Genomic DNA, 20286 nt, shown 5'->3' on the forward strand with positions numbered 1-20286 from the left:
TTAGAGTACCGGATTGTGATTCCGGTGGTCGGGGGTTCGAATCCCCTCAGCCACCCCACTGAATGAAGAAGCACCGAAGTGAAATTCGGGGTTTCAAAAAAAAGAAGGATGCGTTAAGATTCGCCTCCTGATTTTCAGGGCTGTTAGCTCAGTTGGTAGAGCAGTTGACTCTTAATCAATAGGTCCAAGGTTCGAATCCTTGACAGCCCACCATTTTGAAAGGCCACCGGAGCGATCCGGTGGCTTTTTCTTTAAGTGTAAGCCCCGTGTTTTCGGGCTGGTGCGAAAAACACCGCTGGTGTACAATTCGCGCCGAAGTTTCAGGGCTGTTAGCTCAGTTGGTAGAGCAGTTGACTCTTAATCAATAGGTCCAAGGTTCGAATCCTTGACAGCCCACCAAATTGAAGCCATCGGAGCAATCCGGTGGCTTTTTTCTTGCCGGTTGCCGCGTTCGTCCCGGCTTCCGCTTTCGGGGTTGGCCTGCAACAATGGCGCCCCTGAACCGGCCTTGCGAAAGTGGCGGAATTGGTAGACGCCCTGGATTTAGGTTCCAGTGCCGCAAGGCGTGGGGGTTCGAGTCCCCCCTTTCGCACCATTGCCCGGTTCACCGCGCCCACCGCCGGGCGCGCTTCCTGCCGCCCTGAATGGCCCCCCACTGCTGGCGGTGCCGGCCGTTATCGGCCAAACTAGAGGGCTGCGGCGGAAATCCGCCGCCTGGGATCGTTTCAACCACCACATCGTGCCGGGGGCCGTCGCCACCGGTGGCAGGAGTCAACATGCAAGCTTCGATCGAATCCACCGGCAACCTGGAACGCCGCCTGAGCTTCTCGCTGCCGGCCGAACGTCTGCAGACCCACATCAACGGGCGTCTGGGCGAAATCGCGCGTACCGCGCGTATCAAGGGCTTCCGCCCGGGCAAGGTGCCGGCCAAGGTGATCGAGCAGCGTTTCGGGCCGCAGGTGCGCGCCGAGGCGATGGACGGCCTGCTGCGTGAAACCTTCGACGCCGCCCTGCGCGAGCACGAGCTGCGCATCGCCGGCAACCCGCGCATCGACAAGGCCGGCGAAGGCGAGTTCGACTTCGTGGCCACCGTCGAGCTGATCCCGGATTTCGGTGACGTCGACGTGACCAAGCTGACCGTGGTCCGCCACACCGCCGAGATCACCGACGCCGACATCGACCAGATGATCGAGAACCTGCGCCAGCAGCGCCGTACCTGGAAGCCGGTCACCCGTGGCGCCCAGGAAGGTGACCTGGTCGGCCTGGAAACCTGGTCGCAGGCCGGTGACGAGCGCCTGCCGGCCGAAGGCACCGAGAAGGGCACCATCATCATCGGCCAGGGCATGATGTTCGACCAGATCGAGAAGGGCCTTGTCGGCCTGGCCAAGGGCGAGGAAAAGGTCCTGGACGTCGAGTTCCCGGCTGACTGGCGCGTGCCGGCGCTGGCCGGCAAGTCGGTCAATGTCACGGTCAAGGCCGTGGAAGTGTCCGAGCAGGACGTGCCGGAAGTGGACGCCACCTTCATCAAGAGCTTCGGCGTGAAGAACGGCGACCTGGAGCAGTTCCGCAAGGACATCCGCTCCAACCTGGAGCGCGAGCTCAAGGGCGCGCTGATGAACCGCCTGCGCCGCGAAGTCGGCGAGCAGCTGATCGCCGCCTATTCCTCGGTCGAGCTGCCGCCGCGCTTGGTCGAGGGTGAAGCCCGCTCGATGCTGGCCCAGCAGATCGATGCCATCCGCCGCCAGGGCGGCAACCCGGGCGATGTCCCGGCCGATGCCCATGAAGGCTTCAAGGATGCGGCTGGCAAGCGCGTGCTGGTCGGCCTGCTGGTCGGCGAGGTGGCCCGCAGGAACGAGCTGCGCCTGGACCCGAAGCGCCTGAACGAAACCATGCGCCTGATCGCCTCGACCTACGAAGAGCCGGAACAGGTCATTGAGATGTACCGTAATGATCCCCAGCTTATGGCTGGCCTGCAGAACCGCGTGATGGAAGAGCAGGTCATCGACTGGATCGCCGAGCGTGCCCAGCACACCGAGCAGGCGCTGTCGTTCCAGGAAGCCATCCGCCAGTAAACCGGCGGGCGTTCCGTCCCCGCGCTCCGGCGCGGGGGTTACTTCTCAAGAATAGGTGCCTCACGAAATGGACAACCGAGCCAAAGCCCTGAACATGGTTCCGATGGTGGTCGAGCAGACCAGCCGTGGCGAGCGCGCCTATGACATCTATTCGCGCCTGCTCAAGGAGCGCCTGATTTTCCTGGTCGGCCCGATCGACGACCACATGGCGAACCTGGTGGTGGCGCAGTTGCTGTTCCTGGAAGCGGAAAACCCGGAAAAGGACATCAGCATCTACATCAATTCGCCCGGTGGCGTGGTCACCGCCGGCATGGCGATCTACGACACCATGCAGTACATCAAGCCGGACGTGAGCACCATCTGCGTCGGCCAGGCCGCCTCGATGGGCGCGTTGCTGCTGGCGGCCGGTGCGGCCGGCAAGCGTTATGCGCTGCCGAACTCGCGGGTGATGATCCACCAGCCGCTGGGCGGCTTCCAGGGCCAGGCTACGGACATCGACATCCATGCCCGTGAAATCCTGACCCTGCGTTCGCGCCTGAACGAGGTGCTGGCCAAGCACACCGGCCAGTCGCTGGAGACCATCGCGCGCGACACCGAGCGCGACAACTTCAAGAGCGCGGCCGACTCGGTGGCCTATGGTCTGGTCGACCAGGTGCTGGAGCGTCGTCCGGACGAGTCGATCCAGGCCGGGTAACGGTGCAAGTGGCCGAAAATACGGCTTTTTTTGCAGGGTCGGAACTGGACTGGCGTCCATCCGGCCCTGTGCTATTCTCGAAATCGAACCCCCTGTTCAGAGGGGGAAGCAACTGGGTAAGCGAAGCATGAGCGAAGACCGGCAAGGTCGTTCCGGGGACAGCAGCGGCAAGATTCTGTACTGCTCGTTCTGCGGCAAGAGTCAGCACGAGGTACGCAAGCTGATCGCGGGCCCGAGCGTGTTCATCTGCGATGAATGCGTGGAGCTGTGCAACGACATCATCCGCGAGGAGCTTGAGGAAAAGGCGCAGTCGGCACGCAGCTCGCTGCCCAAGCCGCGCGAGATCCTCGAAGTGCTCGACCAGTACGTCATTGGCCAGAACCGTGCCAAGCGCACGCTGGCGGTGGCCGTGTACAACCATTACAAGCGCATCGAGAGCCGTCAGAAGAGCGACGACGTCGAGCTGTCCAAGTCCAACATCCTGCTGGTCGGCCCGACCGGTTCGGGCAAGACGCTGCTGGCCGAAACGCTGGCGCGCCTGCTCAACGTGCCGTTCACCATGGCCGATGCCACCACGCTGACCGAAGCCGGCTACGTGGGCGAGGACGTGGAAAACATCATCCAGAAGCTGCTGCAGAAGTGCGACTACGACGTCGAGAAGGCGCAGCAGGGCATCGTCTACATCGATGAAATCGACAAGATCTCGCGCAAGAGCGAGAACCCGTCGATCACCCGCGACGTGTCCGGCGAAGGCGTGCAGCAGGCGCTGCTGAAGCTGATCGAAGGCACCGTGGCCAGCGTCCCGCCGCAGGGGGGCCGCAAGCACCCGCAGCAGGAATTCCTGCAGGTGGATACCAAGAACATCCTGTTCATCTGCGGCGGCGCGTTCGCCGGGCTGGACAAGGTGATCCAGCAGCGTTCCTCGGAAACCAGCAGCATCGGCTTTGGTGCCAAGGTCAAGAGCGCCGAGCGCAAGCAGGAAGTGGGCAAGGTGCTGGCCGAAGTCGAACCGGAAGACCTGATCAAGTTCGGCCTGATCCCGGAGTTCGTCGGCCGCCTGCCGGTCGTGGCAACCCTGGAGGAGCTGGACGAGCCGGCCCTGATCAAGATCCTGACCGAGCCCAAGAACGCCATCACCAAGCAGTTCAAGAAGCTGTTCGAGATGGAGAACGTCGAGCTGGAGTTCCGTCCGGACGCGTTGTCGGCCATCGCCAAGAAGGCGCTCAAGCGCAAGACCGGTGCCCGTGGCCTGCGTACCATCGTCGAGTCGGTCCTGCTGGACACCATGTACGACCTGCCGTCGCAGGAAAACGTCAGCAAGGTGGTGGTGGACGAGTCGGTCATCGAGAACAAGTCCGAGCCGTACATCATCTACCAGACCCCGCCGGCACCGGCCAAGGCCGCGTCCGGCGACTGAGCCAGTCTCAGAGGGGGCTGAACCGGGATTCTGTGGTTCAGCTGCGGGATTTTCCGCCTCTTGCAACCCCCAGCCGATGGCCCCATAACGGGGCCATCGGCTTTTTTATTCAGCCTTCCCCGAATTCAGTGGAGCCCGCCATGGCGCAGTCCCAACTCGAAGTCCTCGACCTGCCGGTCCTGCCGCTACGCGACGTGGTGGTGTTCCCGCACATGGTCATTCCGCTGTTCGTCGGACGCGACAAGTCCATGCAGGCGCTGGAACGCGCCATGGAGGCGGACAAGCGCATCCTGCTGCTGGCCCAGAAGTCGGCCGAGACCGACGACCCGGCGGCAGCGGACCTGTACACCGTCGGCACGCTGGCCCAGGTGCTGCAGTTGCTGAAGCTGCCCGACGGCACCATCAAGGTGCTGGTCGAGGGCCTGTCGCGCGTGAGCGTGGACAAGGTCTACGAGCAGGACGGCGCGCTGCAGGGCCACGGCGTGGAGCTGGAGTCGGACGAGTCGCGCGAGCCGCGCGAGATCGAGGCGATCGCCCGCTCGCTGATGTCGCTGTTCGAGCAGTACGTCAAGACCAACCGCAAGCTGCCACCGGAGCTGCTGCAGACGCTGGCCGGCATCGAGGAGCCGGCGCGCCTGGCCGACACGATCGCCGCCCACATCGGCGTGCGCCTGGCCGACAAGCAGAAGCTGCTGGAAACGCTGCAGGTCGGTGACCGGCTGGAAATGCTGGTCGGCCTGGTCGATGGCGAGATCGACGTGCAGCAGCTGGAGAAGCGCATCCGCGGCCGCGTGAAGTCGCAGATGGAGAAGAGCCAGCGCGAGTACTACCTCAACGAGCAGATGAAGGCCATCCAGAAGGAACTGGGTGACTTGGACGACGCGCCGGGCGAGCTGGACGAGCTGGCCCGCAAGATCGCCGAGGCCGGCATGCCCAAGGCCGTCGAGGCCAAGGCGAAGAACGAGCTCAACAAGCTCAAACAGATGTCGCCGATGTCGGCCGAAGCGGCCGTCGTGCGCAACTACCTGGAATGGCTGCTGGGCGTGCCGTGGAAGAAGCGCACCAAGGTGCGCAAGGACCTGAAGGTCGCCCAGGACACGCTCGACGCCGACCATTACGGCTTGGACAAGGTCAAGGACCGCATCCTTGAATACCTTGCCGTGCAGTCGCGCGTGAAGCAGATGAAGGGGCCGATCCTGTGCCTGGTCGGGCCGCCGGGCGTGGGCAAGACCTCGCTGGGCCAGTCCATCGCCAAGGCCACCAACCGCAAGTTCGTGCGCATGTCGCTGGGCGGCGTGCGCGACGAGGCCGAGATCCGCGGCCACCGTCGTACCTACGTCGGTTCGATGCCGGGCCGCATCGTGCAGAACCTCAACAAGGTCGGCAGCAAGAACCCGCTGTTCGTGCTCGACGAGATCGACAAGATGTCGATGGATTTCCGTGGCGACCCGTCCTCGGCGTTGCTGGAAGTGCTCGACCCCGAGCAGAACAACGCCTTCAACGACCACTACCTGGAAGTGGACCTGGACCTGAGCGAAGTGATGTTCGTGGCGACCTCGAACTCGCTCAACATCCCAGGCCCGCTGCTGGATCGCATGGAGGTCATCCGCATCCCCGGCTACACCGAGGATGAGAAGCTCAACATCGCCACCCGTTACTTGGTGCCCAAGCAGCTCAAGGCCAACGGCCTGAAGACCGAGGAACTGTCGGTCGAGGAAGACGCCATCCGCGACATCGTGCGTTATTACACGCGCGAATCCGGCGTGCGTAACCTCGAGCGTGAGATCGCCAAGATCTGCCGCAAGGTGGTCAAGGAGATCGCGCTGGCGGGCCCGCAGGTGGAGAAGAAGGCCAGGAAGGGCGCCAAGAAGGCCAAGGCGCTGGTCGTGGTCGACGGCAAGAACCTGGACAAGTACCTGGGCGTGCGTCGCTTCGACTTCGGCCGCGCCGAGGAAGCCAACGAGATCGGCCTGGTCACCGGCCTGGCCTGGACGGAGGTCGGCGGCGACCTGCTGCAGATCGAGTCCACCCTGATCCCGGGCAAGGGCGCGGTGACGCTGACCGGCCAGCTCGGCAACGTGATGAAGGAATCGGCGACCGCGGCGCTGTCGGTGGTGCGTGCGCGTGCCCAGGCGCTGGGCATCGACGTGGACTTCCTGCAGAAGCACGACGTGCACCTGCACGTGCCCGACGGTGCCACCCCGAAGGACGGCCCGAGCGCCGGCATCGCGATGGTCACCTCGCTGGTGTCGACCCTGACCAAGGTGCCGGTCAAGGCCGAGGTGGCGATGACCGGCGAGATCACCCTGCGCGGGCGCGTCACCGCCATCGGTGGCCTGAAGGAAAAGCTGCTGGCCGCGCTGCGCGGTGGCGTGCGCACGGTGATCATCCCCGATGAGAACCGTAAGGACCTGGCGGACATCCCGGCCAACGTCACCCGCGATCTGAAGATCGTCCCGGTGAAGTGGATCGACGAGGTGCTGGACATCGCATTGGAGTCGCCGCTGGCGCCGAAGAAGACGCGTAAAACTGCGCAGCGTGTCACTGTCCGTGGCAAGTCCAAGGCAGCTCCGAGTGCGCGCGTCAAGCATTGAAATGTGAACGCAAAACCCCCCGAAACCCGCGCCGTTATTGGCTTTTCAGCTTGCGTGGGTAGGGGGGCGCTGGTATAAAAGTGCCACTCGCGCACACGCTGTTCTGCGATGTGGTGTGAATGCAGGATCTCCGGTCGTTGCCTTGCCATAGCGGCAGCGACCCACCCAACTATTCCGCGGATTTGCCGCAAAGGGAGTTTTACAGAATGAACAAGACCGAATTGATTGATGGCGTTGCCGCTGCTGCTGACCTGTCCAAGGCCGAGGCTGGCCGTGCAGTTGACGCTGTCATCGCCGAGATCACCAAGGCCCTGAAGAAGGGCGATGCCGTGACTCTGGTGGGCTTCGGTACGTTCCAGGTTCGCGAGCGCGCCGAGCGCACCGGCCGCAATCCGAAGACCGGCGAAGAGATCAAGATCGCCGCTGCAAAAAATCCTGCCTTCAAGGCTGGTAAAGCCCTGAAGGACGCTGTAAACTAAGCGGCTCACCGGGGGTGCTTAGCTCAGTGGTAGAGCGTCTCCCTTACAAGGAGAGGGTCGGGGGTTCGAAACCCTCAGCACCCACCAATAAGCACCAACGAAAAGTTTGAAAGTGGAGCGGTAGTTCAGCTGGTTAGAATGCTGGCCTGTCACGCCGGAGGTCGCGGGTTCGAGTCCCGTCCGCTCCGCCACTTCATACCGGCCCCTGAGCGATCGGGGGCCTTGTTTTCTCGAAACCACTTTGGTTGAAGGAAAACTAAAAAAGTTAATGCGGAGCGGTAGTTCAGCTGGTTAGAATGCTGGCCTGTCACGCCGGAGGTCGCGGGTTCGAGTCCCGTCCGCTCCGCCATTAATCAAGTCGCTCCTTGGAGCGCGCATCGTCGGGTTTCCGGCGGTGGACGAGTCAAAACGTGGAGCGGTAGTTCAGCTGGTTAGAATGCTGGCCTGTCACGCCGGAGGTCGCGGGTTCGAGTCCCGTCCGCTCCGCCAGTTGTCTCAAAAGCCCTCGGCGCAAGCCGGGGGCTTTTTCTTTGGCCGCCCGCCTGCGGAGGGCTTGTTTGGGAGTCAAGGGGGAAGCGGGTTACACTGCCCGGCTCGCCAATAGGCCCTGATTTTTCCCATGCTGCAGAAACTTCGCGACAAGACCTCAGGCTGGATCGTTACCGTGATCATGGGCCTGCTGATGATCCCGTTCCTGTTCGTGATCGACAACAGCTACCTCGGTGGCGTCGGCGCACAGAACGTGGCCAAGGTATCGGCACCGCCGTCGTGGTGGCGCTCGGCGCCGTCGTGGTGGCCGATGTCGTTCCTGTGGAACCACCACGAGATCAGCGTCGAGGACTTCCGGACGCGTTTCGAACAGGCGCGCATGCAGGCGCGCGAAATGCAGGGCGACAACTTCGACCCGCGTGAGTTCGAGACCACCGAAAGCAAGCGCGCCGTGCTCGATCAGCTGATCGACGAGCAGGTGGTGCGTTTGGCCGCCGAAGATGCGCATATCGTCGTCGGTGACGCCGCAGTGCGCGATTACATCAACAGCATCGACGCGTTCAAGCGCGACGGCAAGTTCGATGGCGACCAGTACCGACTGACCCTGGCGCAGGGCAACCCGCCGCGCACGCCGGCGATGTTCGAGCAGCTGGTGCGTACCAGCCTGCAGCAGTCGATCATTCCCAATGCGTTGGCGCAGTCGGGGTTCACCACCAAGGGCGAAAGCGAGCGCCTGTTGAAGCTGCTGGGTGAAACCCGTGACACCGAGTTCGCGCTGCTGCCGGCCCCGGAGGCCGACACCGCCGCGGTCAGCGATGCCGAGATCAAGCAGTGGTACGACACCCATCCCAAGCAGTTCCTGCAGCCGGAGACGGTGTCGCTGGAATACGTGGAGCTCAACGCGGCGGCGATGCCGCCAGCTGCTGCTGCGGACGAGGCGACGCTGCGCAAGCGCTATGAGGACGAGAAGGCACGTTTCGTGTCGGCGGACCAGCGTTTGGCTTCGCACATCCTGATCAGCGCCGGCAGCGACGAGGCGTCGCAGAAGGCCGCCGAGGCGAAGGCCACCCAGCTGGCCGCCGAGGCCAAGCAGCCGGGGGCTGATTTCGCCGCACTGGCCAAGGCCAATTCGCAGGATCCCGGTTCCAAGGACACTGGTGGTGACCTGGGTTGGGTCGAGAAGGGCGTGATGGTCAAGCCGTTCGAAGATGCGCTGTTCGCGATGAAGGCGGGCGACGTGGTCGGGCCGGTGAAGACCGAGTTCGGCTACCACGTGCTGAAGCTGCGCGAGATCAAGGGTGGCGAAGGCCGTCCGTTCGAGGAAGTGCGTGACCAGTTGGCGGCCGAGCAGCTGCAGGCCGACACCGAGCGTGCGTTCAACGACCTGAGCGGTCGCCTGGTGGACCTGGTCTACAAGAATCCGACCGCGCTGGAGCCGGCGGCCAAGGAAGTGGGGCTGCCGGTGCAGACCCTTGCGCCGTTCAGTCGCGCCACCGCCAGCGGCATCGCCACCAATCCGGCGGTGCTGAAGGCGGCGTTCTCCGATGCGTTGGTCGAGGATGGCACTGTCAGCGATCCGATCGAGCTGGCACCGAACCACAGCGTGATGATCCGCGTTACCGCGCATACGCCGGAGCAGGCCATTCCGCTGGACAAGGCGCGTGACCAGGTGATCGCTGCGGTGCGCGAGCACCGCGTCGAGGAGGCTTCGAACAAGGCCGCCGATGCACTGCTGGCCAAGTTGAACGGCGGGCAGACCCTGCAGGCGCTGGCCGAGGCGGAGAAGCTGCAGCTGATGCCGATCCCCGGCCTGCCGCGCAACGCGCCGATGCCCAGCGCTGTCGCCAACCGTGCCGTGTTCAGCGCTGCGCCGCCGACTGCCGACAAGCCCAGCTACGGCAAGGTCGCGCTCGAGGATGGTCGCTATGCGTTGTTCGCGGTGACCAAGGTGACCCCGGGCAACCCCGCCGAAGTGCCGGAACAGCAGCAGGCCATGCTCAAGCAGCAGCTCAGCCAGATTGATGGTGCCGCTGCGGCCAAGGCCTACGTCGATGGCATGCGCAAGCGCTTCAAGGTGCAGGTGCAGGAATCACAGCTCTGATTCCCTGAAGGGATGAAGACGAAAAGCCCGGCCAATGGCCGGGCTTTTTTGTGGGGCCTGCACGCCTGTCGCAGGAGCGGCTTCAACCGCGAAGCCGCCGCGACTACCGAGGCGGGTAAACGCATTGCCGTGTCCGCAAGGCGCTGCTTTCGATCAGGGATGATCCGCTTCGCGCCCAAGGGCGCGAAGCCGGACAAAAGAACGCCCGGCGTTGCCGGGCGTTCTGCAATCGGAGGGGCGCGGCTTATCGCGCTTCTTCGTAACGCAGCACCATGCCGGGCTTGAGGACGGCACGCGCATCGAGGTTGTTGAACGACAACAAGGCCTTGACCGGGATCCCGTAGCGACGGGCGATCGACCAGGCCGATTCGCCATTGCGGACCGTGTGGCGGCGTGCGCTGCTGCTGGCCGAAGCAACCGCGCGCGGAGCGGCCGGCGCGTTGCGTGCTGGTGTTGCGGCGGGCGCAGGTTCGGCGGCGGCGAGCACCGGGACGTCCACGGCGCCGCCCGCCAGGGCCGGCGCAAGCACGGTGGTGCCGGAGCGGGCGGCGGTCAGGGCCGGGTTGAGGCGGGCGATGCGGGCCGGGTCCAGCGCGTTCTGCGCCGACCAGGCCGCCAGCGAGGTGTTGGCTGGCAGGGTGTGCCCCTTGAGGATCGGAACCGGCCGATCCAGGGCGGCCATCAGGTCGGGTTCGCCTTCGGCCTGCTCCAGCACGCAGGCCAGCGCATGCAGCTTCTCGACGTAGGAATAGGTGATCGGGGACAGGCCGGGCAGGGCGCTGGCGTCGGCATTCTGTGCGTTCATGCCGCCGCGGCGCAGGGCCTGCAGGATGCGGTACTCACCGGCGTTGTAGGCCATCACCGCAAGCTCCCAGTCCCCGGCGAACATGCCGTGCAGGGTTTTCAGGTAGCGGACCGCGGCACGGGTGGAGTCCACCGCCGAGAGGCGACCGTCGTAGCCGCCCTCCATCGGCACGCGGTGGTTGCGCGCGGTGGTGGCGATGAACTGCCACAGGCCGGCCGGACCGCTGCTGTTGCGGGCGCCCGGGCGGTAACCGCTCTCGACGAACGGGATCAGGGCGAACTCGGTGGGCAGGCCGGCGCTGCGCAGTTCATCGACCACGTAGCCGAACAGCGGCAGGGCGTCGTCGTCGATGTTGCCCAGCCGGCTCGGCGCATGCGCGAACTGCTTGCGCCAGCGCGGGCTGGTGGCTTCGGCATCGCATTGCGGTGCGGCCAGGCCTTCGCGGAAGTTGCTGAAGATCTCGCGGCCGTTGCGGGTGGTGGCAGGCGGCAGGGAGTTCGGGTCCAGCGGCAGGGCCGCAGCGGTGGCCAGGTTCTGGCTCAGGCCGGCGGGGAGCGACTGGGCGCTGGCGGCGGCGCTGGCGCCGAGCAACAGCCCGAGCACCAGGGAGAGGCTGCCCCGCTTCACGCGCGGAAACCGTCTTTCCAGCGCCGCAATCCGGCGAATACGTCCACCTCGTCGGCCGGGAACTGGCCCAGGTGGGCGGCGACGGCGTCACGGATGACGGCTTCGCCCGTGCGCAGGAAGGGATTGCATTGCAGTTCGTTGGCCAGTACGGCGGGAACGGTGGGACGGGAACGGCTGCGCATGTCCAAGGCTTCCTGTTGACGGCGTTGCAATGCCGCGTTGGTGGGATCGACATGCCGCGCGAACACGGCATTGGCCAGCGTGTACTCATGCCCGCAGCAGACCCATGTCTGCGGGGGCAGGGCGGCCAGGCGCTTGAGCGAGGCCAGCATCTGGGCGGGCGTACCTTCGAACATGCGCCCACAGCCCAGGCTGAACAGCATGTCGCCACAGAACAGGTGGTTGTGGCCGAAGTACGCGATGTGGCTTCGGGTGTGGCCGGGTACTGCCATCACCGAGAGGTCGAAGCCGGTCAATTGTACCCGGTCGCCATCGGCCACCTGTTCATGTTCCAGGCCGATGCGTTCATCCACGGGGCCGAACACCCTCAGGCGCGGCCACTGCCGGCGCAGTTCGGCCACCCCGCCGATGTGGTCGTCGTGGTGATGGGTGAGCAGGACGGCGGCAGGCTGCATGCCCTGGGCGGCAGCCTCCAGCACCGGCCCGGCCTCGCCCGGGTCGACGAAAACAGCGCGATCGTCGGGCGTTTGCAGCGCCCAGATGTAGTTGTCCTGGAATGCAGGCAGGGCGGTCAGTCGCATAGAATTGGAAAATGCCTGCCGCCCCGTCCCCCCGTCAAGCTGCAGTCTCGCCCTGGTTTGAGATGGCCGGGGCGCAGGCGATGCGGGATTGGGAGCACCGGCACCTGCACGAACGCCTGCAATCCGTGCCCGCGCAACCGTGGTTGTGGCTTTCACCCAGTGCGGCGTGGATGCCCGGAAGCGGCCCGGCCGGACGTGGAATGCGGCTTTACCGTGCCGATGGGCGGCATCAGTGGCAGGGCGAGTTGCGTTGTGGTTTGCCGCTGCCGCTGCCAGCTGAAACGTTCAACGCGATCGTGATCCAGCATGCGGCGCCGGAGGAGCTGGACCTGCTGTTGGCCGAATGCGCGCGCGTGCTGATGCCGGGCGGCCGATTGTGGATGACCCTGCTCAACCGCTACAGCCCGTACCGGGCACATTGGCAGTGGCAGGGCGCGCGGCCGGCCTCGATGGCGCGCAGCCGCGTGCTGCTCAAACGGCATGGCATCCGTTGCCAGACCGTGCAGTATTACGGGCCGCTGTGGAGCCAGGCCGCCGATGCCCCGGGCAGCGGGCTGCCGGCCTTGCGCGCCTTGTGCGTGCTGGAGGCGGAGAAGCGCACCGAGGCGCTGATCGGGCCGATCAAGGCCAGCCGTGCAGGCTGGTCGCGGCCGGTCGTGACCTGAACAACTTACGGAACTACATGAAGTCAATCGAAATACATACCGACGGCGCCTGCCTCGGCAACCCGGGGCCGGGCGGTTGGGCGGCCCTGCTGCGCTACAAGGCGCACGAGCGCGAACTGAGCGGCGGCGAAGCGCACACCACCAACAACCGGATGGAGCTGATGGCGGCCATCGCCGGGCTGGAGGCACTCAGCGAGCCGTGCAACATCATGCTGCAGACCGACTCGCAGTACGTGCGCCAGGGCATCACAGAGTGGATGCCGGGCTGGGTGCGGCGCAACTGGAAGACCGCCGGCGGCGACCCGGTGAAGAACCGCGACCTGTGGGAGCGCCTGCACACCGCCACCCAGCGGCACCAGATCGAGTGGCGCTGGGTGAAGGGCCACAACGGTGACCCGGACAACGAACGCGTGGACCAGCTGGCCCGCGATGCAGCAATCCGCGTGCGCGATGGCGCCGCAAGCAACTGAGGTAGGCCATGCGCCAGATCGTCCTTGATACCGAAACCACCGGCCTGGAATGGAAGAAGGGCAACCGCGTGGTCGAAATCGGCTGCGTGGAGCTGCTTGAACGCCGTCCCAGCGGCAACAACTTCCACCGGTACATGAAGCCGGACTGTGACTTCGAGGCAGGCGCAGCCGAGGTGACCGGGCTGAGCCTGGACTTCCTGGCCGACAAGCCGGGCTTCGACGAGATCGTCGATGAGTTCCTGGCCTATGTGGATGGCGCCGAGCTGATCATCCACAACGCCTCGTTCGACATGGGCTTCCTCGAGAACGAGATGCGCTTGCTTGGCCGGGGTCGGCTGAGCGAGCGGGTGACGGTGACCGATACGTTGGCGATGGCGCGCGAGCGCTTCCCGGGGCAGCGCAACTCGCTCGATGCCTTGTGCAAACGGCTGGGCGTGGACAACTCGCACCGCCAACTGCACGGCGGCCTGCTCGATGCGCAGATCCTGGCCGACGTCTACATCGCGTTGACCTCGGGCCAGGAAGAGATCGGCTTTGGCCAGCCGGAGGTGGAAGGTGCCCATGCCAGTGGCGTGGTGCAGACCTTCGACAGCGCGGTGTTGCTGCCGCGTCCCCTGGTGGTGGCAACCGCATCGGAGCTGGAAGCGCATGAGGCGCGACTGGCCAAGCTGCGCAAGAAGGGTGGCCACGCATGGTGGGACGGCGCGCGTGCGCCGGAGCCCGAGTCGACCTGATGGGCGATGCCGCTGCTGCGCTTAGTGGCAGCGGACCAGGATGGCGGTGACGTTGTCCGAGCCGCCGCCATCGAGCGCGGCGGCGATCAGCATGTCCACGCACTCCTGCGCGCTGCAGTCGGATTGGCCGAGGGTCTCGGCCAGGCTGCGGTCGTCCACTTCCTCGGTCAGGCCGTCACTGCACAGCAGTAGTTGCATGCCTGGGCGCAGTTCGCCGGTCATGGTGGCGACGTTGAGGTGGGCTGGATCAGTGACGCCGAGCGCCTGGGTGACGACATTGCGGTGTGGATGGGCGCGGGCCTGCTCGGCGGTGAGCGTGCCCTGGGCAATCAGCTCCTGCACGTAGCTGTGGTCCTGGCTGAGCTGGCCCAGCTTGCCGTCGCGCCACAGGTAGGCGCGGCTGTCGCCGACCCAGGCCACCTCGAAGCGGTTGCCCTGTACGCGCGCGGCCACGACGGTGGTGCCCATCGGCAGGCTGTCGTTGCGGCGGCGCGAGGTGCGGATGATCTCCTCGTCGGCGATGCGGATGGCCTGGGCCAACGCGGTGCCGTTGCGGACTTCGCGCACGATGGTCTCGCGTGCCAGCGCGCTGGCGACCTCGCCACAGGCATGCCCGCCCATGCCATCGGCGACCAGCCAGAGGCCCAGCTCGCCGTCACCGTAATAGGTGTCTTCATTGAGCTGGCGGCGCAGGCCGACGTGGCTGAGGTGTCCGAATTCGATCATGGGGGCCCGGAAGGGCACGGAGTGAGTAGAAGATTCGGCATCATCGCGTTCATGGAGGTGTACGGCAAGCGGCGCCGGGCGCGCGTCCAGCTGGGGGAAAGGTTGCCGCCGGCGGCGCGAAGGTGATCGATTGATGAAAAAGCGCTTGTCGGCATGGCCGAAGCCCCTTATCATTCGCAGCCCGGCTCGCCGGGACCATCTGGAGAGGTGGCAGAGTGGTTGAATGTACCTGACTCGAAATCAGGCAGGCGTTTATAGCGCCTCGGGGGTTCGAATCCCCCCCTCTCCGCCAGATACATGAAAAAAGCCGCCTCCGGGCGGCTTTTTTCATGGGCGATGCGGGAGCCGCTCCTGATGCTTGATGCGCTATCGACGGAAAGCCATGACGATTGCGGCGGCGGCTTTCCTCACGGCTGCGGGAACTGCCCGCCCTGTTCGGGTTTCACCAGTACCGCATCGGCGCCGATCGTTGCGCAGCCGAGTCCATCGGCACGTGCGGGCAGGCACTGGTAAACGCGCACATAGTCCACCAGCAGGGTCTGCGGGAAGGCGCTCTCATCGATGCCGCCGGCATTGACCTTGCCGGCCCAGTTGCCGCCTACGGCGAGGTTGAGCAGCAGGTGGAAGCGGGCGCTGGCATCGAATGGCGCACCTGCCTCGGGCGTGGGCTGGGCGGCATCGGCGCCAGGCTGGCTGTACCAGTGCTCGGCGCTCTGCGTGGCGTAATGCACGCCATCGACGTACCAGCGCATCTGCCCCTGTTCCCATTCCAGGGCGTAGACGTGGAAGTCGTCGGCGGGATTGGCGCCGCCGGGCAGCCGGTAACTGGTGCCGGCATGCACGTTGCCGGGGCTGCGGCCGCCGTAGTGCAGGGTGCCGTGCACGCGGGTTTCCACCGTGCCGGGGGCATCGGGGTCATCGCTGGCGGTGCCCAGGTTGACTGCTTCCATGATGTCGATCTCGCCCGACGCGGCCCATGCGCCGTAGCGGCCGTCGCTCGGCAACATCCAGATCGCCGGCCAGCTGCCCTGGCCGCGTGGCAGTTTGGCGCGGATCTCGAAGCGTCCGAAGGTCAATGCCTGGCGACCTCGCGTGCGCAGGCGCGCGGAGGTGTAGGGCAGGGTGGCGTGCGCTGCGGAGGCATCGTCCGGGCTGGCCGGGGCGCTGAAACGTTCCTTGCGCGCGACGATATGCAGCAGGCCGTCGGCGACATAGGCATTGGCCTGCGGGGCGTCATCACGACGGTCGGTGTAGCACTGCTGTTCGGCATTGCCGCCGCCCCAGCAGTTGACCTCCAGTTCCCACTTGTCCGGATCGATCCGGGGGGCGTCGAACTCGTCCTGCCAGACCAGCCCCCACTGACCGCCGGAGGCGGTCAGTGGGGCGCCAGCACTGGCCGGGGCGATGCTGGAGAGAAGCATCACCCCGGCCGTCACGAGCACGCGGCCGTGACTCACTGGATCGCGCACTCGGCCTTGTGGTCGAACTCGGTGCCCAGCATCACCTGGCTCATCGCCAGCTGCGTGCCGGCACCGGCGCGCAGTGCGAACGGCATGTCCAGCTTGGCGGTGTCGATGCCGGTGGCGGTCAGGCACTTCATCGGCACGGCCAGGCGAGTCCACTGGCCACGCGGCAGCTTGCCCAGCGCGTCACCGATGGCAACCTCGCCCTGGCAGCCTTCGCCGCAGGTGGCCAGCACCGAGGCCTTGCCGTTGCGCGGGGTGGCATCGAGCTTGAGCGTCATCACCACGAACACATCCGAGCCGGACTGGCGCGACAGGTCCACCGGCGCATTGGCACGGACTTCGATGGTGGCACCGTCGTTCTTCCACACGTACTGGCGGGCACCTTCCTGCACGTCGGTGTTGATCGCGGTCATCACCAGCGAGCCGTCGGCGGTGGTGGCGGCCGGGTGCACGATGTCCATCGCGCGGCCATCGCTGCCGACCAGGCGCACGGTCAGGCCGGTGGTGGCCACGCCACGCTCGAACCAGGTGTTGTTGGCGGCGGCGTTGGGGTCGATGCCCGGGTCTTCCGACAGCGGTGCCAGGTTGCCGCGGTCCTTATAGCTCAGGCCGAAGCCGTAGGCGAACAGCGGGTCGTAGCCGGCCTGGCCCACGTTGTTCTGGTACTGGTCGGCGCGACGCGGCCAGGAGAAGCTCAGCTTGCCGCTGAAATCATGCTGTTGCTTGTTCTTGCGATCACGCAGCAGCACGTCGGCGATGCCGGCGCCTTCGCTGCCCGGCAGCCAGGCCGCGACGAACGCATCGGCGGCGTTGATCTCGCGGTTCAACCACAGCGGGCGGCCGCTCAGGAACACCGCCACCACCGGGATGCCGTCGGCCTTCAGGCGCTGGATCAGCTCCAGGTCGCCGGACTTGCCGCCCTTGAACATCAGGTTCGGCAGGTCGCCCTGGAACTCGGCGTATGGCTCTTCGCCGAACACCACCACGGCCACGTCCGGCTTCTGGGTGTACTTGCCGTCCACGGCCAACTCGGCCTTGCCGCCGGCGGCTTCGACCTGGCCCTTGAGGCCGTCCCAGATCGAATCAGCGTTGGGGAAGTCCTCGCGCTTGGTGCCGTCACCCTGCCAGGTCAGCGTCCAGCCGCCGGTCTGCTTGCCGAGGTTGTCGGCGCCGTCACCGGCCACAAGCAGGCGGGTCTTGGGCGACAGCGGCAGCAGGCCGCCCTGGTTCTTCAGCAGTACCAGCGACTCACGCACGGCCTGACGTGCGACGGCACGGTGCTCGGGCGAGCCGAGCAGCTCGAACTTGCCGCCGAGCGCGCGCTCGGAGGGCTTGGGCTTCTCGAACAGGCCCATGCGGAACTTGACCAGCAGGATGCGGTGCACCGCATCGTCCAGGCGCGCCATCGGGATGGTGCCGTCCTTGACGTGGGCCAGGGTGGATTCGTACAGGCCCTTCCAGCTGTCCGGCGCCATCGCCATGTCCAGGCCGGCGTTGAAGGTCTGCGCGCAATCGGTGTTGGTGCAGCCGCGCACCTGGCCGTGGCCGTTCCAGTCGCCGACGATGAAGCCGCCGAAGTGCATGCGCTGCTTGAGCACGTCGGTCAGCAGCGGCTTGTGGCCGTGCAGCTTCTCGCCGTGGAAGCTGTTGAACGAGGCCATCACGCCCTGTGCGCCGGCGGCGATGCCGGGCACGTAGCCGGCGGCGTGGATGTCACGCAGCTGGGCTTCGGTGACGGTGGTGTTGCCCTGGTCCTTGCCATCGGTGGTGCCGCCGTCGCCGAGGAAGTGCTTGATGGTGCTCATCACCCGGGTGTCGCCGAGGAAGTCGGCGTCGCCGGCCTTGCCCTGCAGGCCTTCGACGAACACGCCGGCCAGCTTGGCGACCAGCTCCGGGTTCTCCGAATAACCTTCGTAGGAACGGCCCCAGCGGTCATCCTGCGGCACCGCCACGGTCGGGGCGAAGGTCCACTCCATGCCGGTGGTGCGGGTTTCGGCCGCGGTGATGCGGGCGATCTCGCGCAGCAGCTCCGGGTTGTGGGTCGCGCCCAGGCCGATGTTGTGCGGGAACAGCGTGGCGCCGACGATGTTGCTCTGGCCGTGCATCGCGTCGATGCCCCAGATGATCGGGATCGCCTTGCCGCCCTGGCTGGTGTCCATCGAGGCTTCCCAGAAGGCGTCGGACAGGTCCAGCCACGCCTTGGGCGGGGCGTTGTACTGCTTGCCCGGGTCGGAGCCGCCACCGGCCAGGATCGAGCCCAGGCGATACTTGCGCACCTCGTCCGGGGTGATCGAATCGATGTCACCCTGGATGATCTGGCCGACCTTTTCCTCCAGCGTCATCGTCGCCATCAAGGCGCTGACGCGCTGCTCCAGCGCTGCATCGGTGGCCAGCGGCCAGGCCGGCGCCGGCCAGTTGGCCGGGTTGATCTGGCCGGCGGCATCGGCCGAGGCCGGTGCCGCGCCGACGGCGGGGACGCCTGCGCAGATCAGCGCCAGCGAGGCGCACAGCAGCAGGGGGCGGAGACGGCGGCGGGAGGAAACACGGTGGGAATTGGGCTTCATGGGTAGCGGTATTCCTGAGCGGGATGACGTGAAGAGACGGGGTAATGGTGCAGGACACCATGACAGCGTTGTCAGGCAGGCCGCAGAATAGCGGGACTGCGTCGTGAACGCTTGCTGCACAGCGGCATCGCATGCGCTGCGGATAAAGTTGCAGTTGTACCCATGCGCCTGTGGCGCGGGAATCGCTCTGAAAACCGGGAAACCTATGACTGGTAAAAAACGTACGGCGGTCGAAGCCAAACAGGCGCCGGGAAGCGGCAGGCCTGGACGCGTGCGCATCGAGGACGTGGCCGCATCGGCGGGGGTCTCCATCAAGACCGTCTCGCGGGTGCTCAACAACGAGCCCAATGTTTCCGCGCGCACCCGTGCGCAGGTGGAGGCCGCGGTCGAGCAACTGCGCTATCGCCCGCTGCCTTCGGCGCGGGTGCTGGCGGGGCGGCGCTCGTACCTGGTGGCCATGCTGTTCGACAACCCGTCCTCCAACTACCTGATGGAGATCGAACTGGGCGTGCTCGATGCCTGCCAGGCCCAGCACTACAACCTGATGCTGGCGCCGCTGGTCTACAACGCCGACGACATCGTGGCCAAGGTCGAGTCGCTGATCATGCAGTCGCAGCTGGACGGCATCGTGCTGACCCCGCCGCTGACCGACGATGACGCGCTGCTGGCGCGCCTGGTGGACCTGGGGGTGCCGTACTCCAGCATCTCCGCGCGCGAACAGAACCGCCACGTCGGCGTGGTGGTGGACGAATTCGGCGCGGTGTGCGCGTTGATGGCGCACCTGGCCGGGCTGGGGCATACCCGCATCGCCCACATCAGTGGCCCGGCGGCGCACGGCGCAAGTACCTGGCGCCTGGCCGGCTACCGCGAAGGCCTGCGCCGCGCCGGTCTGCGCTACGACGCCAAGCTCGTGGTCAACGGCGAGTTCAGCTATGAATCCGGCTATGCCGGCGCCAACCAACTGCTGGATTCGGCCCAGCCGCCCACGGCGATCTTCGCCGGCAACGATGACATGGCCGCCGGCGTGATCTGTGCGATCAGCGAGCGCGGCCTCAGCGTGCCGGGTGATATTTCGGTCAGCGGCTTCGATGACACGCCCATCGCACGCCAGATCTACCCTTCATTGACCACGATCCGCCAGCCCACCCGCGAAATGGGGCGGGTGGCTGCCAGTGAGCTGTTGAAGGAGATCCGCGAGATGGGCAGCGGTGGCGTGGTGGACCTGGCCTATACGTTGCAGGTGCGGCGTTCGACCGGGCCAGCGTCGGGATAAGCGCTTTATCGTGGCGCGGCCCGCGTTGTGCGGGCAGCCGGAAACATGTTCCTTGAGCGGATGCCTGCCATGCAGGCATCCGTTTTTCTTTGCTATCAACCTGATTCGCTTGGCTTTGTCAGGGTTTAGCGCTACCCAGAAAATTTGTGCACTGGTTGTTGTTACCAGCGCATGTCAGCGCTGCCATTTTTGCGCCAGACGACCCTGTTCAAGGGGTTCGTTGATGCGTTGCAACATGCTGATTTCACCGGGTTTTCAATACCTTGGCTAATCCGTTTCAGCGGTATCCGTAGAGAATTTGACAACGCTGTCAGATTGCCCTCAAATCCAGCGCACAGCCACTCCGGCT

The 20286-nt window shown here is 65.6% G+C and carries 15 protein-coding genes and 8 tRNA genes; 18 read left to right on the plus strand and 5 right to left on the minus strand.

Going from position 1 to position 20286, the window contains the following annotated elements; genetic code table 11:
• Positions 1 to 137 precede the first annotated feature (137 nt).
• The 13 genes from VA603_RS07190 (at position 138) to VA603_RS07250 (ending at position 9846) form a co-directional block, all read left to right on the plus strand.
• Positions 138 to 213: transfer RNA gene (locus tag VA603_RS07190), tRNA-Lys, on the plus strand.
• A gap of 110 nt (positions 214 to 323) precedes the next feature.
• Positions 324 to 399 (plus strand) — tRNA-Lys (locus VA603_RS07195).
• Positions 400 to 510: 111 nt separating this feature from the next.
• A tRNA-Leu gene (locus VA603_RS07200) sits at positions 511 to 595 on the plus strand.
• Positions 596 to 776: 181 nt separating this feature from the next.
• Complete coding sequence (gene tig / locus VA603_RS07205) at positions 777 to 2072, plus strand: trigger factor (RefSeq protein ID WP_323438372.1); 1296 nt, start codon at positions 777 to 779, stop codon at positions 2070 to 2072.
• A 67-nt stretch (positions 2073 to 2139) separates the two neighbouring features.
• Positions 2140 to 2766, plus strand: coding sequence for an ATP-dependent Clp endopeptidase proteolytic subunit ClpP (gene clpP, locus VA603_RS07210; RefSeq protein WP_132862571.1), 627 nt, complete (start codon positions 2140 to 2142; stop codon positions 2764 to 2766).
• A 127-nt stretch (positions 2767 to 2893) separates the two neighbouring features.
• Positions 2894 to 4183, plus strand: coding sequence for an ATP-dependent Clp protease ATP-binding subunit ClpX (gene clpX, locus VA603_RS07215; RefSeq protein ID WP_132862572.1), 1290 nt, complete (start codon positions 2894 to 2896; stop codon positions 4181 to 4183).
• A gap of 140 nt (positions 4184 to 4323) precedes the next feature.
• The gene (lon, locus tag VA603_RS07220) at positions 4324 to 6777 is read left to right on the plus strand and encodes an endopeptidase La (protein ID WP_192286547.1); all 2454 of its coding nucleotides are present in this window, start codon (positions 4324 to 4326) and stop codon (positions 6775 to 6777) included.
• A 206-nt stretch (positions 6778 to 6983) separates the two neighbouring features.
• The gene (locus VA603_RS07225; protein WP_132862574.1) at positions 6984 to 7256 is read left to right on the plus strand and encodes an HU family DNA-binding protein; all 273 of its coding nucleotides are present in this window, start codon (positions 6984 to 6986) and stop codon (positions 7254 to 7256) included.
• A 12-nt stretch (positions 7257 to 7268) separates the two neighbouring features.
• Positions 7269 to 7343 (plus strand) — tRNA-Val (locus tag VA603_RS07230).
• Positions 7344 to 7370: 27 nt separating this feature from the next.
• Positions 7371 to 7447 (plus strand) — tRNA-Asp (locus tag VA603_RS07235).
• Between the two features lie 81 nt (positions 7448 to 7528).
• Positions 7529 to 7605, plus strand: a tRNA-Asp gene (locus VA603_RS07240).
• Between the two features lie 63 nt (positions 7606 to 7668).
• A tRNA-Asp gene (locus tag VA603_RS07245) sits at positions 7669 to 7745 on the plus strand.
• Positions 7746 to 7875: 130 nt separating this feature from the next.
• Entirely contained in the window at positions 7876 to 9846 is a 1971-nt protein-coding gene (locus VA603_RS07250) for a peptidyl-prolyl cis-trans isomerase (RefSeq protein WP_192286546.1), read from the plus strand.
• 244 nt (positions 9847 to 10090) lie between these two features.
• On the opposite strand, the gene VA603_RS07255 is transcribed toward VA603_RS07250, so the two are convergent.
• Positions 10091 to 11278, minus strand: a complete 1188-nt coding sequence (locus VA603_RS07255) for a lytic transglycosylase domain-containing protein (protein ID WP_132864877.1) — start codon at positions 11276 to 11278, stop codon at positions 10091 to 10093.
• The gene (gene gloB, locus VA603_RS07260; protein WP_323438373.1) at positions 11275 to 12039 is read right to left on the minus strand and encodes a hydroxyacylglutathione hydrolase; all 765 of its coding nucleotides are present in this window, start codon (positions 12037 to 12039) and stop codon (positions 11275 to 11277) included. Before gloB ends, VA603_RS07255 begins: the two co-directional genes overlap by 4 nt.
• A gap of 200 nt (positions 12040 to 12239) precedes the next feature.
• Here gloB and VA603_RS07265 point away from each other — a divergent pair, with 200 nt between their 5' ends.
• Genes VA603_RS07265 through dnaQ form a run of 3 tightly spaced genes read left to right on the plus strand, consistent with a single transcriptional unit; the run spans position 12240 to position 13908 of the window.
• Positions 12240 to 12704 carry a class I SAM-dependent methyltransferase gene (locus VA603_RS07265; RefSeq protein WP_323438374.1) on the plus strand — a complete coding sequence of 155 codons (465 nt, stop codon included), beginning with the start codon at positions 12240 to 12242 and terminating at the stop codon, positions 12702 to 12704.
• Positions 12705 to 12721: 17 nt separating this feature from the next.
• Complete coding sequence (gene rnhA / locus VA603_RS07270; RefSeq protein WP_132864874.1) at positions 12722 to 13174, plus strand: ribonuclease HI; 453 nt, start codon at positions 12722 to 12724, stop codon at positions 13172 to 13174.
• An 8-nt stretch (positions 13175 to 13182) separates the two neighbouring features.
• On the plus strand, positions 13183 to 13908 hold the full coding sequence (dnaQ, locus tag VA603_RS07275) for a DNA polymerase III subunit epsilon (protein WP_323438375.1): 726 nt from the start codon (positions 13183 to 13185) through the stop codon (positions 13906 to 13908).
• Positions 13909 to 13929: 21 nt separating this feature from the next.
• On the opposite strand, the gene VA603_RS07280 is transcribed toward dnaQ, so the two are convergent.
• Positions 13930 to 14634 carry a PP2C family protein-serine/threonine phosphatase gene (locus VA603_RS07280; protein WP_323438376.1) on the minus strand — a complete coding sequence of 235 codons (705 nt, stop codon included), beginning with the start codon at positions 14632 to 14634 and terminating at the stop codon, positions 13930 to 13932.
• Between the two features lie 201 nt (positions 14635 to 14835).
• On the opposite strand from VA603_RS07280, the gene VA603_RS07285 reads away from it, so the two are divergent.
• Positions 14836 to 14926 (plus strand) — tRNA-Ser (locus tag VA603_RS07285).
• Between the two features lie 115 nt (positions 14927 to 15041).
• On the opposite strand, the gene VA603_RS07290 is transcribed toward VA603_RS07285, so the two are convergent.
• Together VA603_RS07290 and VA603_RS07295 are read right to left on the minus strand one after the other, a co-directional pair.
• A complete protein-coding gene (locus VA603_RS07290) occupies positions 15042 to 16055 on the minus strand; it encodes a glycoside hydrolase family 16 protein (RefSeq protein WP_323438377.1) in 1014 nt (337 codons plus the stop codon).
• 32 nt (positions 16056 to 16087) lie between these two features.
• Positions 16088 to 18664, minus strand: a complete 2577-nt coding sequence (locus VA603_RS07295) for a glycoside hydrolase family 3 protein (protein ID WP_323438378.1) — start codon at positions 18662 to 18664, stop codon at positions 16088 to 16090.
• A 205-nt stretch (positions 18665 to 18869) separates the two neighbouring features.
• Between VA603_RS07295 and VA603_RS07300 the strand changes: the two genes are divergently transcribed.
• Entirely contained in the window at positions 18870 to 19937 is a 1068-nt protein-coding gene (locus VA603_RS07300; protein ID WP_323438379.1) for a LacI family DNA-binding transcriptional regulator, read from the plus strand.
• The last annotated feature ends 349 nt before the right edge of the window (positions 19938 to 20286 follow it).

Origin of the sequence: Stenotrophomonas capsici (assembly GCF_034961085.1) — a bacterium.
Taxonomy (GTDB): domain Bacteria; phylum Pseudomonadota; class Gammaproteobacteria; order Xanthomonadales; family Xanthomonadaceae; genus Stenotrophomonas; species Stenotrophomonas capsici.